Raw genomic sequence first — 24,561 nt, 5'->3', positions numbered from 1 at the left:
ATAGGGTAAAGCTAGCATGAGAGTGGTTTTCTGGTGATGCTAGCTCTACCCTATTTTTTAGAGGATTCCTAGATTATTTTTAAGTTCGTATGGGGTTACCTCAGCACGGTATGCTTCCCAGTCGGTGCGTTTGTTCCGTAGGAATTGTTCAAAGACCTGTTCTCCCAGTATTTCTGCCATAAATTCAGATTCTTCTGTTTTATGGATGGCGTCGTGTAGGGAGAACGGTAATGCGTGGTATCCCATTGCACGGCGCTCTGCAGAGCTCATGGCTTGGAGGTCTTCTACTACCGCTGGCCCAAGTTCGTATTCGCCTTCAATACCTTTGAGTCCGGCACCGAGGATAACAGCATACGCAAGGTAGGGGTTGACGGCGGAGTCAATACCACGGTATTCAATGCGCGCTGATTGCATTTTATTAGGTTTATAGAGTGGCACACGCACGAGTGCAGAGCGGTTGTTGTGTCCCCACGATACGTAGCTGGGTGCTTCTCCCCCGCCCCAAAGCCGTTTATAAGAGTTCACGAATTGGTTTGTGACAGAGGTAAATTCTGGTGCGTGTTTGAGGATACCGGCAATAAAGTGCCGTGCAGTACGTGAAAGTTGGTATTCTGCGCCGGCTTCGAAGAAGGCGTTGGTGTCGCCTTCAAAGAGTGAGAAGTGTGTGTGCATGCCAGAACCGGGGTGTTCGGTGAAGGGTTTAGGCATAAATGTTGCGTAGATATTTTGGGAGAGTGCAACTTCTTTGATGACGGTGCGGAAACTCATAATATTATCTGCAGTTTGTAGTGCATCTGCATGACGGAGGTCGATTTCGTTTTGTCCGGGGCCAGCTTCGTGGTGAGAGAACTCGACGGAGATTCCGACTTCTTCTAGCATGGTCACGGCTCTGCGACGAAAGTCTTGGACGACTCCTCCGGGTGTGTGATCGAAATAGGATTCGGAGTCTACTGGTATGGGGAATCCGTTGGGGCCTAGTTCTTTAGATTTGAGGAGGTAGAACTCAATTTCTGGTGAGGTGTAGCAGGTAAAACCCATACTTGCAGCTTTTTCGAGGGTACGTTTGAGGACGCCTCGGGTGTCTGCAGCGCTGGGTTTCCCATCAGGTGTTAGCAGGTCGCAGAACATGCGGGAGGTGGGTTCTTCGTCGCCACGCCATGGAAGAATTTGGAATGTTGCGGGGTCAGGTTGTAAGAGCATATCTGATTCGTAGATACGGGATAGCCCTTCGATAGATGAGCCGTCAAACCCGAGTCCTTCAGCGAAGGCACTTTCGACTTCTGCGGGGGCGAGTGCAACTGATTTGAGTGTGCCGACGACGTCGGTAAACCACATTCGGACAAATCGCACATCGCGTTCTTCGATAGTTCGCAAAACAAATTCTTGTTGGCGGTCCATGGTACTCCTCGTGTTGTTTTCAGTCGTCGGTGACTGTATGGGGTTTCTGTCTACACTGTATAAGCTCTCTCATTTTTTCTCTGCCTTTGAGAGGTGTCATGTCAGAGAATGAGTAGAGTTCTTTCGTTTGGTGTGGGTGGTGGTGTGATGCTTTCTTCACACTCCGCCTCTTGTTATGAGTTTTTGAAGATGTGTTCGGGTCCGGGGTATGTGCCGTCACGAACTTCTTGTCGATAGGTTTTTGCTGCGTCAGTTAGTTCTTCAGCGATATGTGCGTATTGTTTGACAAAGCGCGCCATTTTTCCTTGGCGTAGGCCAAATGCGTCTTGCCAGACGAGGACTTGCCCTGTCGTTGAGGATCCTGCACCGATACCGATGGTGGGGGTGTCTCCTACTGCTTTGTTGACGGCTTCTGCAACGTCTTCTGTCACCATTTCCATGAGGAGGCAGAATGCTCCTGCTTCGGTGAGGGTGAGTGCGTCGTGAAGAATTTTTTCTCGACTATCGCCACGCCCTTGGATTCTGAAACCGCCAAGTGCGTGCTCGGATTGTGGGGTGAACCCAATATGTGCCATCACGGGGATACCCGCTTGTGTTATTGCTTTCACGTGTTCGGCGTATGCGGAGCTTGCTTCCATTTTGATGGCGTGTGCACCGCCTTCTTTCATGAATCTGCTAGCAGTCTCAACTGCTTGAGCGGGGGAAGCCTGATATGAGCCGAAGGGTAGGTCTGCAACAACCATTGAGCGCTGTGCGCCACGAGATACAGCAGCAACAAGTGGAATCATCTCATCAACAGTGATAGCTAAGGTAGATTCATATCCGAGGACATTATTTGAAGCTGAATCTCCGACAAGGAGCAATTCGATTCCTGCGGCGTCAAAAATTTGTGCTGTCAGGTAATCGTAGCACGTGAGCATCGCGAATTTTTCGCCAGCTGCTTTCGCCGCATTTAAGTGGACGGTACGAATTTTTCGTACGTTATCGAAGACGCTTGGTGTGTGAGATGTTGGTTCTTCTCGAGGGGAAAGCGTTGTGGTTTCTTGAGCGTTATAGGGCGCGTTTTCTTCAGAAGCAGGTGTAGAACTCATAGATAAAAGTCTACCGCTATCATCGAGTATTTACCTCAGCAGAATCTCAGAATACCTTTCACACTTTAAGTTCAAGCTGGAGGGTACTACCAAGAATCGTTGTTTTCGTCCCATTCTTCGTTACGTTGTTTTGCTTTTTCCATAGCATGTAAGGCTTCCTCATAACTTGGGTAAGGTCCCCACAAATCGGTGCCTAAACCGAGGTTTCCTTGTTGTACTTGTTGTGTTCTCAAGTTATACCAGTACTCATTTTCTTCTGGTCCGGGTAAGTAATCTCGACTCATGAGGTCTCTCCTTATAACTCATGCCCCTAGACATTTCTATGACGTCAAAGTGTTCTTCTCCACCTGCTGGAGGTATATCTCACAGCCTACCCTAGAACTGTTCTCTAAGATGCCTTATAGATTCTCTATTTTTTGGCATGAGTAATATTTTCTGCCGTTATTTGCCAAGATACGGCAAAATATCCATTCCTTGAAAGAAGAGCAGAACGGTCAATGACCCTCTTGGACGAGTTAGGATAAACCTATGGCTAAAATTTCCACTTCACATAATCTTCCTGCAACGCCAGGACAAGCACCTATCGGCTGTTTAACCCCTGGAGTAGTTACCCCTATCAGGGCTGTCCCGTCTCATATTGAACGCCCCGAGTATGTGGGAAAGGCCGAAGCTCGTGAAGGCTACGACTCTAATATGTATACGCCTGAAGAGATTGAATTAGTACGTGAGTCTGGCACTATTGCCGCAAATGCTATTGCTGAAGCAGCAAAAGCTGCTGTCCCTGGTGTAACCACCGACGCTCTCGATGTCATTGTTCACGAATACATTTGTGATCATGGAGCGTACCCCTCAACCGTAGAATACCGAGGGTATCCGAAGTCGGTGTGTACGTCACTCAATGAAGTGATTTGCCATGGAATTCCAGATAGCACTGTTTTAGAAGATGGAGATATTCTCAATCTTGATGTCACAGCCTATAAAAATGGGGTACATGGAGACACTAATGTGACATTACTCATCGGTGATGTTGATGAGCAATCACGCCTTCTTGTTGAACGAACTAAAGAATCTCTCGACCGTGCCATCAAGGCCGTCAAACCGGGACGAGAAATTAATGTTATTGGTCGCGTTATTGAAAAATATGCCGCACGTTTTGGGTATGGAGTCGTTCGAGATTTCACCGGACACGGTGTAGGGCGAGAATTTCATTCAGGGCTCATCATCCCTCACTACGATGCTGCACCAGCGTATAACACGGTCATGGAAGTGGGCATGATTTTCACTATTGAGCCGATGCTTACTCTCGGTGGAATTGAGTGGGAGCTTTGGAAAGATGATTGGACTGTCGTCACAAAAGACCGTCAACGCTCTGCACAATTTGAGCATACTCTCGTAGTAACCGAAGACGGTGCAGATATTCTTACCCTTCCTTCTCTTTAGCCCCCCCTCAACCTCTATTAGGAGAATCTATGACTTCAGAGAACACCACAACACACGTATCATGTGAAGATCTCACCATTGGTATTGATATTGGTGGAACCGGTATCAAGGGCGGTATCGTCAACGTTCGTACCGGCGAGCTTGTTTCAGATCGATTCCGTATCCCCACGCCGTCTCCAGCAACGCCAGCAGCTTGTGCAGAAGTTGTTGCTGAGATTGTTCAAGAACTTCAGTCACGTCCTGTAGCGCCGGCTAAAGATGCTCCTATCGGCGTTGATTTTCCAGCTATCGTCAAAAACGGTATTGCGCTGTCAGCCGCTAATGTAGATAAATCATGGATTGGTGTTAATATCGAACAGCTCATGTCTGAGGCACTTGGCGGACGAACTGTTTATGCCCTCAACGATGCTGATGCGGCCGGACTAGCAGAAGCATACTACGGACAAGGACGAGACAAACAAGGGCTCATCGCTGTTATTACCTTAGGCACAGGTATCGGCTCTGCCCTTATCCTCAATGGACAGCTCATCCCTAACACGGAGTTAGGTCACCTAGAATTAGACGGAGAAAATGCAGAGTCTCGTGCCTCTGCGCGAGCACGTGAACGAGATGACCTCTCATGGAAGAAATACGGTAAACGACTACACCGTTATTTCAGCCACCTCACCTTATTGTTCTCCCCTGACTTGTTTATTATCGGTGGTGGAATCTCTAAAAATCCTGAAAAATTCATGCCATATTTCGAAGATGATCTTGATATCCCGATGGTCATGGCCGCATTACGGAATAACGCTGGCATTGTAGGAGCCGCGCTATGGGCTTTCGGGTTTGTTGAAGGCGAGCGCCAAAGACTAGCAGCTGAACAAGAGAGCTAAAGGCTATCGTTTTCTTCCCCATTCAATAGGGCACATAAAGAACCTTCTGAGGAGACCGCTTTCCTCCTCAGAAGGTTCTTTGTCGTATGTCCTTTATAAAAGGGTTGGTTGTTCTGGTCCCTCGTCTTGTTCGCGGTGATACAAGATATCTTCTGAAGGGTGAGAAGATGTTTCATGTCCCGTAATATCAAGAGTTCGAGGTGTCTCGTCATTGAGTGAGAGGTCAGCAGAATACTTCTTATATGTATCGCGTAACCCTTCGATAGCTTTCTCAAAATCTTCTAGATTCTCGAAGTTCTGATATACACTCGCAAAACGAAGATAGGCAACAGCATCTAGCCGTGATAGCGGTTCAAGAATAGCTAATCCAACGGTATGAGCTTTTACGCGGTTATCTCCCAAAGAACGAATTTTTTCTTCAACTTCTTGTGAAAGTTTTGCTAAATCGTCTTCGCTTACAGGTCTGCCTTGGCAGGCTTTACGTAAGCCATTCACAATTTTTTCCCGTTTAAAAGGCTCTGTCACTCCCGAACGTTTCACAACAGATATACCCGTTGTTTCATACGTCGTGAAACGGTCTTCACAGTTATCGCATAAACGGCGGCGACGAATCGCGCTGCCGTCTTCAATCACGCGCGAATCAATCACGCGTGATCCTGCCTTATGGCAGTATGGGCAGTTCATCAGAGGCTACCTCCTGATTCAGAAGAATCGCTCGCGCTACGAATGCTAATAGCTTCACCATGCGCAGGGAGATCTTCTTCCTGTGCCAAGGTCACGATGTGGTCGCCAATGTCTTCTAACGCAGGTTGAGAATATTCAATCAGCTGAACAACCTTCATGAAAGTTGAGGTATTGAGACCTGATGCGAAAGAAGCTGTACCAGAGGTTGGTAACACGTGGTTTGACCCCGCAGCATAATCGCCGAGAGGAACTGGAGAATACGGGCCAATAAAAATAGCTCCAGCGTTACGCACACGTTGAGCAACCTCTACAGGATTCTTCGTATGAATCTCAAGGTGTTCAGCAGCATAAGCGTCAGCAACGCGTATGGATTGTTCTAAAGAATCTGTCAGAATAATTCCTGACTGGGAGCCTTCAAGGGCGGTCTTCACGCGGTCTCGGTGTTTCGTTACCGATGCTTGATGAGCAATAGCTTGAGATACACGTTCAGCGCATTCTGGCGAGTCAGTAATCAAAATAGAGCCAGCATTAGGGTCATGCTCTGCTTGAGAGATTAAATCTGCAGCTACATATTCTGCGTGAGCAGAATTATCTGCAATCACAGCAATTTCGGTGGTACCTGCTTCACCATCAACACCGACAACACCTTGCAACGCGCGTTTAGCTAAAGCAACAAAAATATTTCCTGGGCCGGTAATAGTATCAACACTGATGAGTTCATCGTCAGCATCTTGTATGCCGTAGGCCATGGCTGCGAGAGCCTGAGCACCACCAATAGCCCAAACTTCACGAATTCCTAGAAGCGCAGCAGCCGCCAAAATAGTGGGGTGAGGCAACCCATCAAATTCTTTTTGTGGCGGGCTACATAACACGATAGATTCAACGCCTGCAGCTTGTGCCGGAACAGCGTTCATAATCACCGAAGATGGATAAACCGCTAAGCCACCGGGAACGTATAAACCTACACGTCGAACCGGTGTCCATCGGTTCGTGAGTTGAGCACCGGGAGCCACCTCAATTGTTCTGTCTTGAGGACGTTGCGCTTGAGCGAAAGTGCGGTTACGTTCGATAGAAATCTCTAAAGCTACTCGAACTTTTGGATCTAAGCGTTCTAAGGCATCCTCAAGAGCCGATTCGGGGACACGAAGGGAACTCTGACAAACACCGTCAAAACGTTCTGCCAGTTCACGGATGTATTCTGCGCCGCTGTCTTTAACCCCTGCAATAATCTCTTCAACAGTTTGTTGAGCATTACCAACATACTCTGAACTTTGACGAGGCATCAAAGCACGAAGCTGCGTATAACTATAATCTTTCCCCCGTACGTCCAAGAGAGAAAGTTTAGGAGGCAAATATTCTTGTTCTTCTGCAGGTCTGCTCATATGCATCATTCTACTGTGTTAGAGCAATAAAACCAGAACAGCGCACAAACAGCACCCATTATTCCAAACAAGTTGGCCCTAAAAGAACTTTTATGTCACCGTAGAAAGACGAATCAGGAGTAACACGCAAGTGGCTACCAAGACGCATCAACGTCTTGCCAGTGCGAGTGCCTAACGCAATACGAACTTCGGCCTCCCCAGGGTGATTCTTAAGAATCTGTTGAAGTTGTAACAAGACTTCTTCAGTTGCTTTATATTCTGGAAGAGAGATGGTCACAGGCCCAACAGCGTCACCGGGGGTAAGTTCAAGGACCTTAATTTCCTGAGCACTAATACTGACAGCGCCATCATCTCGACGTTGCAAACGACCTTTAACCGTACAAATAAGATCATCGGTCAAGATAGGTGCGATAGGCTCATAAGCGCGTCCAAAGAACATAACTTCGATAGAACCGGTACGGTCCTCAAACTCAACACGAGCATACGGTTTGCCACTCTTTTTTGCCACACGGCGAGTCACAGAAGTTATCATGCCAGCGATAGTGACCATTGAACCATCTGGTACCGATGATTCTTCATCGAAAAGAGACAGAATTGACGAGCTAGATAAAGCATCAAGCTGGTCTTCTAAACCTCTGAGCGGGTGGTCTGAGATATAGAGTCCCAGCATCTCACGTTCAAAGTTCAGCTTATCCCGCTTCTCCCATTCAGGAATATCGGGGATCTGCAAAATAGACTCGTTCCCTAAGCCCTCTTCTTCAAGTCCTAGGCTACCGAAAAGGTCAAATTGTCCGGTTGCTTCACGACGTTTCACGGAAGCAGCAGAATCTACAGCTTCTTCATGAATCGAAGATAGTGCACGCCGACTCTGCCCAAACTCATCAAACGCCCCAGCCTTAATCAAGGAATCAACGGTACGTTTATTACACACGGTCAGGGGAACCTTCTTCATAAAATCTTGGAAAGATTCAAAACGTCCGTTTTCAGTTCTTGCACTCACAAGTGCAGCAACTACGGGGGCACCAACGTTACGAATTGCGCCCATTCCAAAGCGGATATCGTCATTGACAGGAGTAAAGTTCAACTCGGATTCGTTAACATCTGGAGGCAATACCGTAATGCCCATGTGGCGACATTCGTTGAGATACGAGGCAAGTTTATCTTTATCGTCGCCTACGGAGGTAAGCAAAGCAGCCATATATTCTTGAGGGTAATGTGCTTTCAGATAAGCCGTCCAATAAGAGACTAGACCATAAGCTGCAGTGTGGGATTTATTAAATGCGTAGGCGGAGAAGGGAAGCAGGACATCCCACAACGCTTTAATAGCTTCTTCAGAATACCCATTCGATAGCATTCCTTGATGGAAGCTCTCATACTGCCGGTCAAGTTCTTCTTTTTTCTTCTTACCCATTGCACGACGTAATAAGTCTGCTTCACCCAGAGTGTAGTTTGCTAATTTCTGTGCAATAGCCATAACCTGCTCTTGATACACGATCAAACCGTAGGTGGTATTGAGAATATCAGCCAGCGGTTCATCTAGCTCTGGGTGAATAGGTGTGACTTCTTGTTGTCCGTTTTTACGCAACGCATAGTTTGTGTGAGAGTTTGCACCCATAGGTCCAGGACGGTACAGAGCTAAAACCGCGGAAATGTCTTCAAAGTTATCCGGCTGCATCATTTTCAGCAAAGAACGCATCGGTCCACCGTCAAGTTGGAATACGCCTAATGTTTCACCGCGCGCTAGCAACTCATAGGATTCTTTATCGTCTAGAGACAACGCATCCAAGTCAAGGAAGAAGTCACGGTTTAGTTTAATGTTTTCAATAGCATCAGAGATGATTGTTAGGTTACGCAGACCCAAGAAGTCCATCTTGATGAGCCCAAGAGTTTCACACGTTGGGTAATCAAATTGGGTGATAATCTGACCGTCCTGTTCACGGCGCATAATAGGAATCAAATCTAGCAAATCATGGCTCGACATGATAACACCTGCAGCGTGTACACCCCACTGACGTTTGAGTCCTTCTAAGCCAAGAGCCGTGTCAAAGACTTTCTGACATTCAGGGTCTTCACGAAGTTGAGTGCGCATATCAGAGGCTTCGCCATAGCGTGCTGACTTCTCATCAATAATTTCTTTCAATGTCATGCCTTTACCCTGAACATCTGGTGGCATTAACTTGGTTAGGCGGTCACCCATCGAGAAGGGATAACCCAGCACGCGAGAAGAATCTTTAAGCGCTTGTTTTGCTTTAATCGTTCCGTAGGTAACAATCTGAGCAACTTTATCTTCACCATATTTTTCAGTGACATAGTGAATCACTTCAGAACGGCGACGATCGTCAAAGTCCACGTCGAAGTCAGGCATGCTCACACGCTCAGGGTTCAAGAAACGTTCGAAGAGCAAATCATGTTCTAGGGGGTTGAGCTCAGTAATACGCATCGCGTATGCAACCATTGAACCTGCACCAGAACCACGCCCAGGACCAACACGAATACCATTATTTTTAGCCCAGTTAATGAAGTCAGCGACCACCAAGAAGTAGCCCGGGAACCCCATCTTTGAGATGACTTCTACTTCGTATTCTGCTTGTCGGCGCACATCATCGGGTACGCCTTTGGGGAAGCGGAAGTGTAGACCTTTTTCGACTTCTTTAACGAACCACGATTCTTCGTTCTCTCCCTCGGGAGTAGGGAATGCGGGCATATAGTTTGCTTTTGTGTTGAACTCTACGTTACAACGTTCAGCAATTTCTAGGGTATTATCGCAAGCTTCAGGAAAGTCACGATAGAGTTCTCGCATTTCTTCTGGAGATTTAAGGTAGAAGTTTGAAGCGTCGAACTTAAAACGTTTAGGGTCTTGCAGCGTGGTGCCAGATTGTACGCAGAGCAACGCCGCGTGCGCTTGAGCGTCGTGTTCATGAGTGTAGTGCAAATCGTTGGTAGCCACGAGTGGAAGCTTTAAATCTCGAGCGAGACGCATCAAATCTTCAACAACAACTTTTTCGATGCCGATGCCGTGATCCATAAGCTCACAATAGTAATTCTCAGCACCGAGAATATCTCGAAAATCGGAGGCAGCTTGAAGAGCTTCTTGATATTGTCCAAGACGTAGGCGGGTCTGAACTTCTCCAGAGGGGCACCCTGTTGTCCCAATCAGCCCTTTACCATAAGTTTGCAGAAGTTCACGGTCCATACGAGGCTTATAAAAGTGGCCTTCAAGAGATGCCAAAGAGGACGCTCTAAAGAGATTATGCATACCTTGAGTGGTTTCTGCCCACAAGGTCATATGGGTATATGCACCACCACCAGAAACGTCACCGTATTCAGAGATATTTGGTTCACCCCAACGTACACGGCTACGGTCTGTCCGGTGAGTACCAGGGGTGACGTACGCTTCAAGACCAATAATGGGTTTAACGCCGGCATCATTTGCTTTTTGCCAAAAGTCAAAAGCCCCAAAGAGGAAGCCGTGGTCTGTTGTTGCCATGGCATCCATATTCAGTTCTTTAGCACGGCTAAAGAGTTCGGTCAGGCGCGCTGCACCATCGAGCATAGAATACTCGGTGTGTACGTGTAGATGAGTAAAACCTTTACCGCTCACGTTGTTCTTCTTTCCTCTAGCTTCGATGGTTTATTCTACTTGGAGTAGTCCTAGAACGTTCCTTCTCTTAACGACTCTAAAGCATACTCAAGGTCTTGAGGGTATTCGCTGGTGAATCTCATGTTCTTGCCGCTGACCGGATGCTCAAACTCAAGGATATGGGCATGTAGCCATTGGCGAGTAAGCCCTAGATGTGCGCTCAACGAGGGATCTGCGCCGTAGGTCAGGTCTCCGCAACAAGGGTGATTCAACGCTGAAAAGTGGACACGAATCTGGTGGGTGCGCCCTGTCTCTAAATGTACCTTGACCAAACTCGCACGGCCAAAAGCTTCTAGCACCTGATAGTGAGTGATAGAGTCACGGCCACCTTCGACCACCGCAAAACGCCATTCGTGGCCAGGATGCCTCCCAATAGGAGCGTCAATAGTACCCTCTAATGGATCTGGTATGCCTTGAACTAAGGTGTGGTAGAGCTTTGTGACCGTACGTTCTTTGAAGGCACGTTTGAGAAAACTATATGAATGCTCATTTTTTGCTACCACCATAACACCAGATGTTCCAACATCTAAACGATGGACGATACCTCGTCGTTCAGCAGCTCCAGAAGTTGAGATGCTCACGCCTAATCCCATTAAAGCACTAAGCACGGTAGGCCCGTGCCACCCTGGAGAGGGATGAGCTGCTACCCCAGCAGGTTTATCGATGACGACAATATCTTCATCCTCATAAAGAATAGAAAAACCGTCGACAAGCTGTGGGGTAATATCGCTTAGATCTCGAGGTGCTGGCGCGTCGACCTGTATCTGGTCCCCCAGCGAAAGCTTATAGCTTTTAGCAACTTTGACTCTACGTCCAGAGGCATCAAACACCTGAACATCACCGTTTTTAATCCAAGTTGCAGCTAGAGTCCTTGCCACATCAAGACTTTCAGATAAAGCAGCGTCAAGACGTAAACCGGCAAACTCTTTAACAACACTCTGGTATGTAATTCTTTGACTCATACGTTGGTTTCGTGACTTTCCTGATCGGTGTTATGTGGGTTCTTCTTCTGAGAATATTCGTACGTTCCGTCAAGACGAACAGAACGAAAATTCTGAAATACAATCAGTGCCATGGCGATGCAGATGCACGAATCAGCGACATTAAAGATGGCAAAGTTTCCGATAGAAATAAAATCTACAACATGTCCAATACCAAATCCTGGCGGGCGAAGAAGCCTATCGGTCAGGTTCCCCAATACGCCACCTAACAATAGTGCTAAGGAGAAAATCCATAGTGTTGATCGTGCTCGGACAAGGCACCATAAGCATATCAGGACGGCAGCTACCATGATGAGGGTAAAAACTAGGGTGTAGCTGGTCCCCAGAGAGAACGCTGCACCAGAGTTAAGAATGTAATACCAACGAAGGAGTCCGGGAATAACTGGAATCTTTTCCCCCAGCGTCATGGTGGTTTCAACGAGATATTTAGTGCCTTGATCTGCTCCGTAAGCAATCAACACTGTCAGGAATGCTGTCAGTAGTTTGGGGAAGACAGATAAGGTGTGCGCAGATGGATTGGAGTCAGCCGAGTATGAATTCTGCGCATGATGCGTGTGTTCTTCAGACATCCGGTGTTCTTTCCCATCTGCTACAAGTTCTCAAAATGGTTGGTGTGGAGCTTATCCTTATCGGTATCACCGGTTCAAGGTCAGCTCTCATCACTATTTTATATAAACGGACGGGATAGTGAGGCATCATGATGATGCTTCCCACTATCCCGTCAAAAGCTCTAATCTAAGATTTTAGCGCATAAAGGAGCTACCGGTAGGAGTAACTGTTGAGTCAAGTTTGCTCTCAACAGAAGGAGCACTCTCCAAATCCTGAAGTTGCTCTTCGATGTACTTTCGCATACCTTCACGGTATTTCTTCTCGAATCCGCGCAGTTTCTCGACAGTAGCTTCAAGGTTAACTTTATTCTGTTCGAGCTCACCCAGAACTTTGGAACGCTCTTCTTGAGCAGAAGTTAGCAGTCGTGCAGACTCCTCACGTGCTTCAGCAATGAGACGTTCACGCTCTGTCTCACCTTGGAAGACGTAATCATCGTGAAGTTTCTGAGCCATAGCAAGCAATCCAGCCGCACTATTCGTACCCACGCCGAGACCACCACCAGCATTTTCTGCTGCGTCGGTAGCTTCGGGGTCTGTGCTTGCAGCAGGCTGAGGTTCTGCAACTGCTGCAGCAGCAACAGGGGCGTTCTGTTCTTCAGCAGAAGCAACAGCAGAGCCACTTTGAGCTTCTACCTGCTCCAGTTCCTCTTGAGCCTGAGACAAACGACTCTCGACTTCTTCAAGGTTTCGTTTGAGAGTTGCATTCTCGCTATTGAGACGACGCAATTCAACAACAATTTCATCAAGGAAGTCGTCGACTTCCTCAGGGTTGTACCCCTCTTTAAATTTGGTTGCCTGGAACCGTTTGTTAATGACGGCTTCTGGTGTAAGTGCCACTAAATATTCACCTCTAAATTCAAGCTTTTGCTGGACTCCCCGACGCAGCGGTGCATCATCCCTAAAACACCGCTACTCTCTGAACATTCTTCCTAGTTTTTTAAACTCAGCAACTAGGATACACGTGAGTTCACGTAAAGTTGCCGTTTTATCGTGGAAAATTCTTCAATTATCCCCAAAAAATATGAGAACTATTGTTTTGTACACGACACTCTATCTGCGTTGCACCGTCGTTGGTCTCCGATATTAACGTAGAAGAATCTCGAGCTGAAAACTACCCACCATAAAACATTCCTTGTACTAGATTACTACTCTTATGCCTCAATCAGCTCATCTGCAAAGAGTTTGGTTTAAGAAAACATAAAGATTAATCGGAAAAGGAAGTTATTGATAATCATAATCGCAAAGATAAGAATCAAGAATCCCAAATCTAAGGACATGCCACCCACGCGTAGCGGAGGAACAAGCCGACGCAAAGCCTTCAGTGGAGGGTCCGTTATCGCATACACCGCAGAAGCTACGATAAGGAACACGCCTTGAGGTTTCCAAAAACGTGAAAACATCTGCACCCAGTCAAACACCAAACGTAAAAGCAATGCAAAGTACAGGATGAAGACAAGGATGCTCAGTAAAGCTAAAAGGTAACCAACCATGTGTTTTAGCCTTGAGTAAAGAAGTCGAGAGATTCGCTATCAATCGCCACAGGAACTTCAGTAGCTTTGGAACCGGCAACTTCAACATTTGACGGAGTCAGAAGAAATACTTTTTCGGTCACCCGTTCTAGGCTACCTTCTAAAGCAAAAGTTAGACCTGCACAAAAATCGATGAGGCGTTTCGCATCAGATTCTGTCATCTCAGTAACATTCATGATAACGGGGATGTTACTACGATAGGTTTCGCCAATGGTCTTAGCGTCGTTATAGGAGCGGGGGTGAACGGTGGTGATGAGGCGCAATTCTTCTTCGCTTTCGTCATTAGGTTGAGTACGCTGAGGAGTACGGCCCACAGCGTTTGAGGATACAAAAGATTTTTCAGTTTTTTGTTCTGAAGGTGTCATATTGTACGTTGGTTCGTACTTTTGTTCAGCTTTCTCTTCATCAACAAGATATGGGTCTTCTCGCTGGTCAGATACCAAATCATGAGACATGACTCTAGACGCATCCTCTTCTACAGGATACTGGTCGTACTCATCATCAGGGAAATTATAAAGAACATCACGGTTCTGACGGTAGTCATCGTCATACTCTTCTGCATAATCGTCAAAATCATCGTAACGATCTTGTACGCGATCTCGCGCAGGTTCTGCCTGTTCCCCTAAACCAAGGAATGACATCGCCTGATGAAATGTACGCCCTGCCATTTTTCACTCCATCTATAACATCACCGGTTTTAAATAAAGACTCAAAATCCGGCATAGTTGCTTCTTCAATGTTTCACAGTATCAATTCTAGAGTTCTTTAGGGTAGGAAAACGCGCCTAAGAAAGAAAAAGAGAACAATAAACCAACGTGGTTTTTAGTCACTTAAGGACGTGCACCCATAATCTCTGAGCCAACACGCACCCTCGTTGACCCCCAACGAATAGCTTCTTCAAGGTCACCACTCATCCCAGCAGAAATTTCCCAAGCCTGAGGAAAAAACTCTTGCAGCTTCTGAGAAATACCATAAAGTTTCTCAAAACTTTTCTCAGCATCTCCGCCCAAAGGAGCAACTGCCATCACTCCAGAACACGAGAGCCCCTCACATTGTTCAAGACGCTCAGCGATACGAAATATCTCATCACCAGTAGCGCCTCCACGCGAGGAACTATCATCTGCTTCAGACGATAAATTGACTTGTACAAAGCACGATAAAGGACCAGAGACTAAGGATTCTCCCCCATTCTGTTCACATTGAATTTTGGCTTTGTTTAAAGCCTCCACCAAGGAAATCCTGTCAACAGAATGCACTTCATGCGCATAACGAACAACAGACTTCGCTTTATTGCGCTGTAGCTGCCCGATAAAAGACCATCTCAAAGAATCATGCGAATCTAACATCGGTTCAAGCGTACGAGCTTTCTCATGAGCTTCTTGATCACGGTTCTCACCCACAGAGCGAACCCCCGCATGATAAAGAGCGAAGATATCTTCAGCAGGAAAGAATTTTGTCACAACAGTGAGTTCGACTTTGTGACTTTGAGCAGTTCGGGAGCCAGAATAATCCTGCTCGGCACAGCGGATACGTTCTTGAACACGCATCAGGTTGCTCTTTAACTCTTCTGCACGTTGCATGCTATAGGTTAACACTAGTACCTCTTTCCCTAAGATTTTCAACCCATACAAGACCTGCAAAACGACCTTGAGGTTCACCCCTACGATGAGAGAACAAATGCTGGTTTTCAAAGGTACAACAAGCCATAGATGTGTCAATTTTTATCTCATACGGCAGTTGTCGAAGAGCTTGTTCAGCACCAGCAGGCAAGTCTAAAGCCGTCGTGCCCCAACGAGTCTGAGATCGAACAGCTGAAAGAATTTGAGTAGACTCTTCCTGCATCTTTTCGGGAACTTCATAACATTCACCGCATATGGATGGGCCTATCCATGCAGTAATTTTTTCTGCTCCTCGGCGCACTAATGATTCCACAGTCTGTTGCAAGACGCCGTCAAGTAGTCCTCTCCGCCCTGCATGTGCAACCGCAGTCAACGGAAAATATGTGGCAGAACATTCAGCAGTAAAAATCACAGGGATACAGTCAGCAACCATAATGGCCAGAGGTTTTCCTTGGGCAGATATCACGGCATCTGCTTGAGGCGCATCAGCAAGGAGGGACTGCGCGTACATCAGACGTTCTTGTTCATGGCAAGAATGAGGCATTACCGGTTGAAGATACTGTGTATCAGCGTCGACGATGTCAACACCATGAACCTGATTTACATACGTAAATTGTTCTGAGCCGAGGTTTAAAGACTGTTCAAGGTGTTCACGATTCTTGAGAACATCTAAAAAATTTTTCCCTACGTGCAACCCTAGATTTCCTGCTGAAGCAGAGCTAAAAGCAATATGGACAGGACGGTCGTGCAATGTTTCAATCGTATGTGCGGCCAGAGGTGAACTCATGGTGTCCTCCAGAAAAAAGAGTGGATATAAAAAGAGCAAAGCTCTTGGCTATAGATACGGTGAGGTTTCTACGCCAAGAGCTTTGCTCTTTTAGATGATTATTTGAGGAAGTCAGGGACGTCCAAAGAATCTTTACGAGGAGCTTCTTCAACAACTGGTGGAAGATCTACATCAAAACCAGCGTTGTGAGGCACGTCGTTGCCCTGTGACTGCCAAGAGTTTGCTGCAGGCGCTTGAGAAGGCTGAGCTTTAGCAGTTGCGCCAAAAGGTGAGCTCTGCTGTGCAGACTGCTGAGCGGATGAGCTATTTCCGTTAGCGTTTGTCTCAGGGTTGACAGAATCAAAGCCAGCTGCAATGACGGTCACACGAGCTTCATCACCGAGTGCATCATCAATAACAGCACCAAAGATGATGTTCGCATCGGGGTGTGCAACTTCCTGAACGAGGCGAGCAGCTTCATTGATTTCGAAGAGACCCAAATCTGAGCCACCCTGGATAGAGAGAAGAACACCGTGTGCACCATCGATAGATGCTTCAAGAAGAGGTGAAGCAATAGCGAGCTCTGCAGCTTTAACAGCGCGGTCTTCACCAGAAGCTGAGCCGATACCCATCAATGCAGAACCTGCTCCTTGCATCACAGACTTGACGTCTGCGAAGTCAAGGTTAATCAAGCCGGGTGTGGTGATGAGGTCAGTAATGCCCTGAACACCAGAGAGAAGCACCTGATCTGCAGATTTGAAGGCGTCTAGCATTGAGACGTTACGATCTGAGATAGAGAGCAAGCGGTCGTTAGGAATAACAATCAAGGTATCAACTTCATCACGCAAAGCTGCGATACCGGTTTCCGCTTGGTTAGAACGACGACGACCTTCAAAGGTGAAGGGGCGTGTTACAACACCAATGGTCAACGCACCCAAAGAACGTGCAATACGAGCAACGACAGGAGCGCCACCGGTACCGGTGCCACCACCTTCACCGGCAGTCACAAACACCATGTCTGCGCCTTTGAGGACCTCTTCGATTTCTTGCTCGTGGTCTTCTGCTGCCTGACGTCCAACCTCGGGGTTAGCGCCTGCACCAAGACCGCGTGTTAGCTCGCGACCAACGTCGAGCTTAACGTCTGCATCAGACATCAACAGCGCTTGTGCGTCAGTATTAATTGCGATGAACTCGACACCGCGAAGACCAACCTCAATCATGCGGTTGACAGCGTTGACACCGCCGCCGCCGATACCGACGACTTTAATGACTGCTAGGTAGTTCTGGGGGGTATTTGCGTCCATGAAGTCCCTCTAACGATTTTTAGGAATTATTGATGAATAAATACCAAACCTTCAACTTTATATTGAATGACATTTATTCGATTTATGTGTATTTCAACTAGAAGAGTACCAACACTACGGAGGTTCTGTCGCTTTACATCTCAAAAAAACAGGATATTTTCTCGAAAAAGTAAGAATTGCACCCGAAGTTCAACTTTAAGTTGAACTATCGAGTCGTAGGAACCAAGGGGCTTGAGACATCAAAGACCTTAATCTGCTGATCCTCACCCAAAGCCTTCATAAGTTCAATAAGAACTTTAGCTTTAAGGTCACTGTCTGCTGTTGTCCCCCACAAAACCTGACGATCATCACCCATCATCAATGTAATCGTCGATGTAGAATCAGCTTTCGCCTCAGTCACCATAGACAACAAATCACGAGGCAAAGATTCAAGAACCCGAGTCACCGTTTTAAACTGTGGGGTATTCACAATAGCGCCACCACCAGCAATCAAAGGAACACCACTAGCCTCTAAAGAATCAACGCGAGAAAGCATCACGCCATCACTATCGACTAAAACAAACTCTGAGCCATCGCGAATCGCAGCCACCGGAATACGTTCATGTAGAGTAACAATCAGTTCGTGGGGAGCCCGAGCAGAAATAGAAACACCTCGAAGAATCTGTTGATGACCAATCAAATCAGACACCTCTTGATCACTCACACGAGTTAAAGGAACACCCTCTAAGCCACGTAATTTCTCCTCAACTGACGAACTCGACAACAAAGAAGCACCCTGCACAGTAATCGTTTTAATAGCCAAAAGCGGAGAGTAAAAAACTACACCAACGAATATCGCAGCAATGACCAGAAGACCTAAGAAGGTATAAATCCAGCGTTTAACTGACTCACGAGAAAAAGACCACACGCCAGATGACGAAGAGGAGGATGCCGCAGTATGAACAGCAGAACTGCTCTGTTGCCCTGTAGAAGAGCCTTTCGCCGCAGCGCGAGTAGAACGCCATTGAGCAAAACGCCGAGAGTTCGCACTGACCAAAGAATCATCTTCTACAGGCTTCACCTTAGAAGAGTTAATACGAACGACAGGAGCGTCATTCGACGGCTGTCCATCCTTCAAAGTCGAAAGCTGTTCACGATCTTCAGACATACCTATACTTTCGCGCGTTTCGATAGACGCTCAACCAGTTCTGAACCATAAGCTGTTACATCCCCAGCACCTACCGTCATGATGACGTCGCCAGGGCGAGCTTGAGAAATCATCTTCTCTAAAGCCTCCTCAGGCTGAGCATAATGTACCTCAGAGAAACCCGCCTCAGTAATCAACGCGCTAGTAACACCCTCGATAGGAAGCTCACGAGCCGGATAGATATCCAAAACATACGAGCGGTCTGCAGTCGATAAAGCCTGAGCAAACTCCTGAGCAAACTCCTGAGTGCGAGAAAAAAGATGCGGTTGGAACAACACATAGAGATTATGCCCAGCAGCAACTGTCCGTCCTGCTTCTAGTGCACGAAAAACCTCCGTAGGATGATGCGCATAGTCATCAAAAACTCTAATATCGTTGACAACTCCACGCAGGGTAAAACGACGGTCAGTGCCCTGAAATTGGGTCACTGCTTTGAGACTAGACTCAGCCTCATAACCGGCCAAAACACCGCAAATAAAAGCAGCTAAACCATTTAACTGATTATGTTTACCCGGAACATTGAGCACCAGCTGTCCGGCACCTTGTACGTTTTGCTCCCCTACCATGAAATCCCATGTCACTTGTGAAGAGCAAACGATACCGTCACTGGTAGTTTCGGAAAGACGCACGTGAGCATCTTCAGCCTCACCATAAGTAATCACAGAATAACCGGCTTCACGCGTACGTGATGCTAAATCCCGAGCACCTGCATCATCGATACAAGCGATAAGAACACCATCCTCAGGCATCGAAGCAACGAACCGTGCAAAAGCTTCATATACTTTATCTGCTGTTCCATAAAAATCAATGTGGTCAGGTTCAACGTTTGTTACCACAGCAATTTGAGGACGATAGCGCACAAAAGAGCCATCAGATTCATCAGCTTCAGCAACAAACCAAGAGCCCTGCTGGTTAGAGCTCAAATGAGCATTCGTACCGTAACCGGCAATCGTGGATCCAACAGCAAAAGAAGGGTCAGCGCCCAAAGCGCCCAGCGTTACAGAAATCATCGAGCTAGTTGTCGTTTTCCCATGAGTTCCAGCTACTGCAACAACTTCAGAAGTACCCATCGTTGCCGCTAAAGCCTCAGAACGGTGAAGTACACGAAGCCCTAGCTCCCGAGCTTTTACAAGTTCTGGATTATCAGCCATAATCGCCGTAGACACCACAACGGTATCAACATTCACAACGTTCTCAGCTGCTTGCGGAGTAAAAATCTCAATACCAAGTTCTCGTAAACTGTCCGTAACCGAAGACTCAGCACGGTCAGATCCAGAAACGCTCACCCCAGCCTGAACCATCAGACGGGCAATTGCAGACATACCGGCTCCGCCGATACCCACAAAGTGAACTTTTCCTAAAGAATCCAGCGATAAACGTTCTGGGAAAGGAGGAGTTAACGGATGTGGAAGATCTAGCTGAAGGTTCATCAAATTGTTAGTCATGCTTTACCGCCTTTAGTACTTCAGTTGCCATCGTAGAAGCCGCATTACGGATTCCTTGAGCATAGGATTTTTCTGACATATCACGGAGTTTATTCGCATCTGCCAATAAAGCAGGAATATGCTCAACAAACCATTGAGTAGTAAACTCTGCATCTTTGACAAGGACTCCGGCACCGGATTGAATCAAAGAACGAGCATTAAACTCTTGCTCCCCATTGCCAATAGGCAACGGAACAAAAACAGCGGGAACACCTACAGCAGCGACTTCGCTCACGGTAGCTGCTCCTGAACGAACAACTAAAAGATCCGCAGCAGCATACACATCTTCCATGCTGGTAATAAACTCTCGTTGCACATAACGTGGTGCTTCGAACAACATACCGTCAGGGGTTTTTATTGACTTGTCACGCCCTGTAATATGCAAGATCTGAAAATTCCACTGAGGCAATTCAGAAAGAATACCCTCAACAGTATCGTTTAGGCTCTTAGCTCCCAAAGAACCGCCCGTGACCACTAACGTTGGCAGTGACGGGTCAAGTCCTAAACGCTTTCGAGCGTCTTCTCGTAAGGATTCACGATCTAAAGACTCAATATTCTCACGCATTGGCATACCGACATGTTGCGCTTGAGCAATTTTGGTATCAGGAAAAGCTGTTCCAACAAAAGCAGCTCTCTTCGCTCCAAAAACATTCGCCATTCCTGGTTTTGCGTTAGCCTCATGAATCACGACAGGAACAGAAAGCATTTGAGCAGCAATATACATCGGAGGACACACATATCCGCCAACACCAACCACAACATCAGCCCCCGAAGACGTCAGAATCTGACGGGCCTTTTGCACGCCCTGCATAAACTTTACGGGGAACTTCACCGCTGCCAGATTAGGCCTACGAGGAAAAGGAGCACGAGAAATAAAAGCTATCTCATACCCAGCTTGAGGAACGATGTCTGTTTCCAGTCCATCCTCTGTACCGACCATAAGAATTTTTGCGTCAGGTGATTGGCGAGTAACTTCTCGAGCAATAGCCAACATAGGGTTGATATGCCCGGCGGTTCCGCCACCTGCCAAAACAATGGAGGGGCTTATCGTCATGGGTTAAGTCTCCGTTCAATTTGTATGAACTTCAATTCTACGCCGGATCCTCTCACAACCCAAAGATTATTCTTCTCGACGAGTTCTACGGCGAGCTCCTTGAGCAAAGCCCTGACGATGATTATTCGTACGTGAAGTCCGTCGTGATGCTTCAAATTCATTTCTACGATCTACGTGAGAACCCCGCTGAGCCCTATGCGATTGTTGTCTGAGATGGAACTGTTCGGACCTATCTCGACGTTGAGGATGCCGGTCTGCCCCACGACTAGCACCAGAGGTTCCTTGACCCACAGGTTTTTCTCGTTGTTCTCGAGACACACGAGGATTGCTCCCCCGACGAGAAGGCTCACCTTGAGGACGTCTCCGTTGAGAGGCCGAAGCCTCCTGGTAGCGACGAGGTTGGGAGCGTTGCGCAGAAGATCGTGAAGGATATTTTGAACCCTGAGGTGACGATGTTGAGACCGCCGCCGGCCCTAAGCCAAAGAAACCTAGTACAGATATAGATTTCTCATAGCGTTCAGTAAAAGGAGCTAACGGTTGGCGAAGACGTCGTTCTTCATCCCGAACGATTCTTCCCAGACGTGCACGACGGCGAGCATCCTTCTCATGAGATTTGGTAGAGAAGAGTTGCTCATTACCCGCTGTAATCGAAAGTAACGGGCTCTGCCGGGCAAAAGCGATAAGTATGCCCACCGCCAAAAGTGAGGTCACCAGTGACGAGCCACCATATGAGATAAAAGGTAGCGGAATACCAATCACGGGGAGGATTCCCGTCACCATAGCAATATTAATAGTTGCTTGGCTTACCAGCCATAGCATAATTCCGCCTGTAGCAAGAATGACGAAACGATCAGCACTACGGAGCATGATACGGACACAGCAGTAAATAAGCCCAAGATATAGAACGATGATCAATAAGGTGCCGACCAGTCCAAGCTCTTCACCAATGACCGCAAAAATATAGTCGTTATGAGCTTCGGGAAGATAATTGTATTTCTGGCGTGAACGGCCTAAGCCGACACCCCAAAAACCGCCCGTTGTCAAAGCTGCCAAACCTGCATCAGACTGATCACAAATTGAGCCTTGGCACTTACCAAAAAGCCCTAAAATACGTTGTAAACGGTTTGAACTCACCAATACTGAAGCAACACCGGCAACAGCAAAAATACCTAGAAGAGTAGCAAAAGACTTGGAAGTAATTCCTGAGAACCACAACATTCCTAAGAAAATAATGGCATAAACAATAACGGTACCGATATCTTTACCTAAGGTAATTGCACCGATAAGAGGCAACCCCCAAAGCACTTTCAAAGGAAAAGGAGATTTAGAATCTTCCGGAGAAAGTCTACGCTGGGATAAGACCCACGCCATCCAGATAACAAAAACAATCTTTGCCAGCTCAGACGGCTGAATTTGAATAAAACCGATATTCAACCAGTTGCGGTTACCACCAATTTCTTTACCAAATTGAGAGGTAAAAAGCTGAATGATTGTCATAATGGCAAGCAAAATATGCAGTATCCAGCCACGACGATAGAGCGTTACTGGTACATAAGAGAAAATACTCAAAGCAACAAAGCCAATCACCCCAAAAAGAGCTTGGCGTACCGCTTGGCTAAAAGGTGAAAGTTGAGCAGCAATAGCTTCAACACTAGAAGCTGAAAGTACCATCATGATGCCAAAGAGTGTTAATCCCACGGCAATCAAAAAAAGCAATAATGCTACATCACTAATTGAAGAGTTCTCAGCACGTCCACGAACACCCACATACCAAGAAACTAAACGGTCACGAAAGCTCCTATGAGTGTGCTCTGATAAAGGTTCTGAGGCACCAGAAGAGTGTTCTGGGGTTGTCGTGCTCAAACTATTGTCCCTTCACCTAGCAGTTAACAATCGCTAGGGTTAGTGTTTTCACCTCCGGTTGAGGAAGAAATGATGTCTTCTTACAAGAACCGGTTTTATTCGTCCTCTGTTGAGCTAAGTTTCTCTACCAGTTGCGTAACGGCCTCAATAAAACAGTCGCCACGGTCTGCATACGACTTAAATTGGTCCATTGAAGCAGCAGCAGGAGCCATGAGCACAGTGTCTTTTTCTGAAGCTAATTCATAAGCTTGAGCAACAGCACGAGACATAATGTCAGCGCCACTAGCAGATTTTTCTAGCTCATCAGTGACATTATAAAGCGGAACGCTGGGAGCATGCTTTGACAAAGCCTCGCGTAAGGAGAGCGTATCTGTACCAATGAGAATCACAGCTTTGAGACGATGTACATGAGAACGTACTAGCTCCTCATAGTCAACACCTTTTGAGAGCCCTCCAGCAATCCAAAGGACTGAATCAAAAGAGCTCAGCGAAGCGTGTGCAGCATGAGGATTAGTAGCTTTTGAATCATTAACCCACAGTACCGAATGGGTGTGAGCTACCGGTTGAATACGATGAGCGCCAGGTTCGAAACTCTTTAAACCGCGTTTAATATCTTGTGGAAGAACGCCAGCAGCACGGCATAAAGCAGCCGCTGCTAAAGCATTCTCAACAGTATGTTTGGTGGGAAGAGCACCAGTATCAGCAATTTCAGCAAGTTCTAAAGCCTCATGTTGACGGTTATCGGTGAACGCACGGTCTACCAATAATCCTTCAACAACGCCTAACATCGAAAGCGCCGGAGAATTTGCGTGGAAGCCGATAGCACGGCACCCTTCGAGAACATCGGCTCCTTCAACCATACGAATAATGTTCTGATGTTCAGCATGGAAAATACACGCCACCTGTGTATTTTCATAAATACGGGCCTTATCCGCAAGATAGTTCTCGTACCCTTCATGCCAATCAACGTGGTCTTCTGCAACGTTAAGCACTACAGAGGCAAGAGGAGACATTGAGTGCGACCAATGCAATTGGAAACTAGACAGTTCCACCGCAAAATAATCGTATTCGACAGGATCTCTCAAGGCATCGAGAATAGGTGTTCCCACATTTCCCACAGCAACCGCACGGTACCCTGCCTGCTGAAGGATAGATTCCGTCATGCCCACCGTTGTTGTTTTACCGTTAGTTCCAGTAATACACAACCATTGTGGAGTTTTTCGTCCCTGACGAGTATTCAGACGCCAAGCAAGCTCCACATCACCCCATACCTGAATACCGTGTTCTTGAGCTTCAACGAACAACCCAAGGTTAGGGCGTAGCCCAGGGCTCGTGACAATAAGTTCAGGAAGCTGCCCGTTAACGAGAGGTAGATGATCCATCGCATCTTCAGATAAGAGCGCATCAGCTAGACCAACAATTTTAAGGGTCTGAACTTTTGAACGGTTTTCTTCAGTATCAGCATTATCAATCACTAATACCTCTGCGCCCAGTTCAATCAGAGTATCGGCAGCAGAAAATCCTGAAACGCCAAGTCCAGCGACGACGACACGCAGACCTTTCCATGGTGCGTCCCAGCTCGTAAGGTTTTCAAGACGTGAAGATGAGTAGACAGGGTTCTCATTGGTTGCACGCAT

General features: G+C 47.0%; 21 protein-coding genes. 2 read left to right on the top strand and 19 right to left on the bottom strand.

Annotated elements, in window-relative coordinates; genetic code table 11:
• Positions 1–57: 57 nt before the first annotated feature.
• The 3 genes from glnA to ACN08Z_RS02490 all read right to left on the bottom strand — a co-directional run bounded on the left by glnA (position 58) and on the right by ACN08Z_RS02490 (position 2,773).
• Positions 58–1,398, bottom strand: coding sequence for a type I glutamate--ammonia ligase (gene glnA, locus ACN08Z_RS02500; RefSeq protein ID WP_419103028.1), 1,341 nt, complete (start codon positions 1,396–1,398; stop codon positions 58–60).
• A 173-nt stretch (positions 1,399–1,571) separates the two neighbouring features.
• A complete protein-coding gene (panB, locus tag ACN08Z_RS02495; RefSeq protein WP_419103027.1) occupies positions 1,572–2,489 on the bottom strand; it encodes a 3-methyl-2-oxobutanoate hydroxymethyltransferase in 918 nt (305 codons plus the stop codon).
• Between the two features lie 86 nt (positions 2,490–2,575).
• Positions 2,576–2,773: an SPOR domain-containing protein gene (locus ACN08Z_RS02490; RefSeq protein WP_419103026.1), complete on the bottom strand. Its 198-nt coding sequence runs from the start codon at positions 2,771–2,773 to the stop codon at positions 2,576–2,578.
• A gap of 244 nt (positions 2,774–3,017) precedes the next feature.
• On the opposite strand from ACN08Z_RS02490, the gene map reads away from it, so the two are divergent.
• Both map and ppgK read left to right on the top strand, forming a co-directional pair.
• Positions 3,018–3,929, top strand: coding sequence for a type I methionyl aminopeptidase (map, locus tag ACN08Z_RS02485; RefSeq protein WP_419103025.1), 912 nt, complete (start codon positions 3,018–3,020; stop codon positions 3,927–3,929).
• A 29-nt stretch (positions 3,930–3,958) separates the two neighbouring features.
• Complete coding sequence (ppgK, locus tag ACN08Z_RS02480) at positions 3,959–4,804, top strand: polyphosphate--glucose phosphotransferase (RefSeq protein ID WP_419103024.1); 846 nt, start codon at positions 3,959–3,961, stop codon at positions 4,802–4,804.
• A 93-nt stretch (positions 4,805–4,897) separates the two neighbouring features.
• Here the strand turns inward: ppgK and nrdR are convergent, their stop codons facing one another.
• From nrdR to murD, 16 genes are all read right to left on the bottom strand, one after another.
• The gene (nrdR, locus tag ACN08Z_RS02475; RefSeq protein WP_419103023.1) at positions 4,898–5,488 is read right to left on the bottom strand and encodes a transcriptional regulator NrdR; all 591 of its coding nucleotides are present in this window, start codon (positions 5,486–5,488) and stop codon (positions 4,898–4,900) included.
• Positions 5,488–6,870, bottom strand: coding sequence for a histidinol dehydrogenase (hisD, locus tag ACN08Z_RS02470; RefSeq protein ID WP_419103022.1), 1,383 nt, complete (start codon positions 6,868–6,870; stop codon positions 5,488–5,490). The genes nrdR and hisD overlap by 1 nt, the downstream gene beginning before the upstream one ends.
• 58 nt (positions 6,871–6,928) lie before the next feature.
• Complete coding sequence (gene dnaE, locus ACN08Z_RS02465; protein WP_419103021.1) at positions 6,929–10,471, bottom strand: DNA polymerase III subunit alpha; 3,543 nt, start codon at positions 10,469–10,471, stop codon at positions 6,929–6,931.
• Between the two features lie 50 nt (positions 10,472–10,521).
• Positions 10,522–11,472, bottom strand: a complete 951-nt coding sequence (locus ACN08Z_RS02460) for an RluA family pseudouridine synthase (RefSeq protein WP_419103020.1) — start codon at positions 11,470–11,472, stop codon at positions 10,522–10,524.
• Positions 11,469–12,080, bottom strand: coding sequence for a signal peptidase II (lspA, locus tag ACN08Z_RS02455; RefSeq protein WP_419103019.1), 612 nt, complete (start codon positions 12,078–12,080; stop codon positions 11,469–11,471). The genes ACN08Z_RS02460 and lspA overlap by 4 nt, the downstream gene beginning before the upstream one ends.
• A 174-nt stretch (positions 12,081–12,254) precedes the next feature.
• Positions 12,255–12,956 (bottom strand): DivIVA domain-containing protein, encoded by a 702-nt coding sequence (locus tag ACN08Z_RS02450; protein WP_419103018.1) that lies wholly within the window; start codon positions 12,954–12,956, stop codon positions 12,255–12,257.
• 350 nt (positions 12,957–13,306) lie between these two features.
• Positions 13,307–13,609, bottom strand: a complete 303-nt coding sequence (locus tag ACN08Z_RS02445) for a YggT family protein (protein ID WP_419103017.1) — start codon at positions 13,607–13,609, stop codon at positions 13,307–13,309.
• A 5-nt stretch (positions 13,610–13,614) separates the two neighbouring features.
• On the bottom strand, positions 13,615–14,316 hold the full coding sequence (locus ACN08Z_RS02440) for a cell division protein SepF (RefSeq protein ID WP_419103016.1): 702 nt from the start codon (positions 14,314–14,316) through the stop codon (positions 13,615–13,617).
• Between the two features lie 162 nt (positions 14,317–14,478).
• On the bottom strand, positions 14,479–15,243 hold the full coding sequence (locus tag ACN08Z_RS02435) for a YggS family pyridoxal phosphate-dependent enzyme (RefSeq protein WP_419103015.1): 765 nt from the start codon (positions 15,241–15,243) through the stop codon (positions 14,479–14,481).
• Complete coding sequence (locus ACN08Z_RS02430) at positions 15,230–16,054, bottom strand: polyphenol oxidase family protein (RefSeq protein WP_419103014.1); 825 nt, start codon at positions 16,052–16,054, stop codon at positions 15,230–15,232. Before ACN08Z_RS02430 ends, ACN08Z_RS02435 begins: the two co-directional genes overlap by 14 nt.
• 98 nt (positions 16,055–16,152) lie before the next feature.
• On the bottom strand, positions 16,153–17,337 hold the full coding sequence (gene ftsZ, locus ACN08Z_RS02425; RefSeq protein WP_419103013.1) for a cell division protein FtsZ: 1,185 nt from the start codon (positions 17,335–17,337) through the stop codon (positions 16,153–16,155).
• A gap of 205 nt (positions 17,338–17,542) precedes the next feature.
• Positions 17,543–18,484, bottom strand: a complete 942-nt coding sequence (locus ACN08Z_RS02420; protein ID WP_419103012.1) for a cell division protein FtsQ/DivIB — start codon at positions 18,482–18,484, stop codon at positions 17,543–17,545.
• 2 nt (positions 18,485–18,486) lie between these two features.
• Complete coding sequence (gene murC / locus ACN08Z_RS02415; RefSeq protein ID WP_419103011.1) at positions 18,487–19,968, bottom strand: UDP-N-acetylmuramate--L-alanine ligase; 1,482 nt, start codon at positions 19,966–19,968, stop codon at positions 18,487–18,489.
• A complete protein-coding gene (murG, locus tag ACN08Z_RS02410) occupies positions 19,961–21,061 on the bottom strand; it encodes an undecaprenyldiphospho-muramoylpentapeptide beta-N-acetylglucosaminyltransferase (protein WP_419103010.1) in 1,101 nt (366 codons plus the stop codon). The genes murC and murG overlap by 8 nt, the downstream gene beginning before the upstream one ends.
• 66 nt (positions 21,062–21,127) lie before the next feature.
• A complete protein-coding gene (locus ACN08Z_RS02405; protein WP_419103009.1) occupies positions 21,128–22,924 on the bottom strand; it encodes an FtsW/RodA/SpoVE family cell cycle protein in 1,797 nt (598 codons plus the stop codon).
• A gap of 95 nt (positions 22,925–23,019) precedes the next feature.
• Positions 23,020–24,561, bottom strand: coding sequence for a UDP-N-acetylmuramoyl-L-alanine--D-glutamate ligase (murD, locus tag ACN08Z_RS02400; protein WP_419103008.1), 1,542 nt, complete (start codon positions 24,559–24,561; stop codon positions 23,020–23,022).

It is taken from the genome of Rothia sp. P7181, assembly GCF_048513015.1.
In the GTDB taxonomy this organism is placed as follows: Bacteria; Actinomycetota; Actinomycetes; order Actinomycetales; family Micrococcaceae; genus Rothia.
The sequence above is the reverse complement of the archived record's forward strand: the minus strand, read 5'-3'. Positions and strand labels throughout refer to the sequence as shown.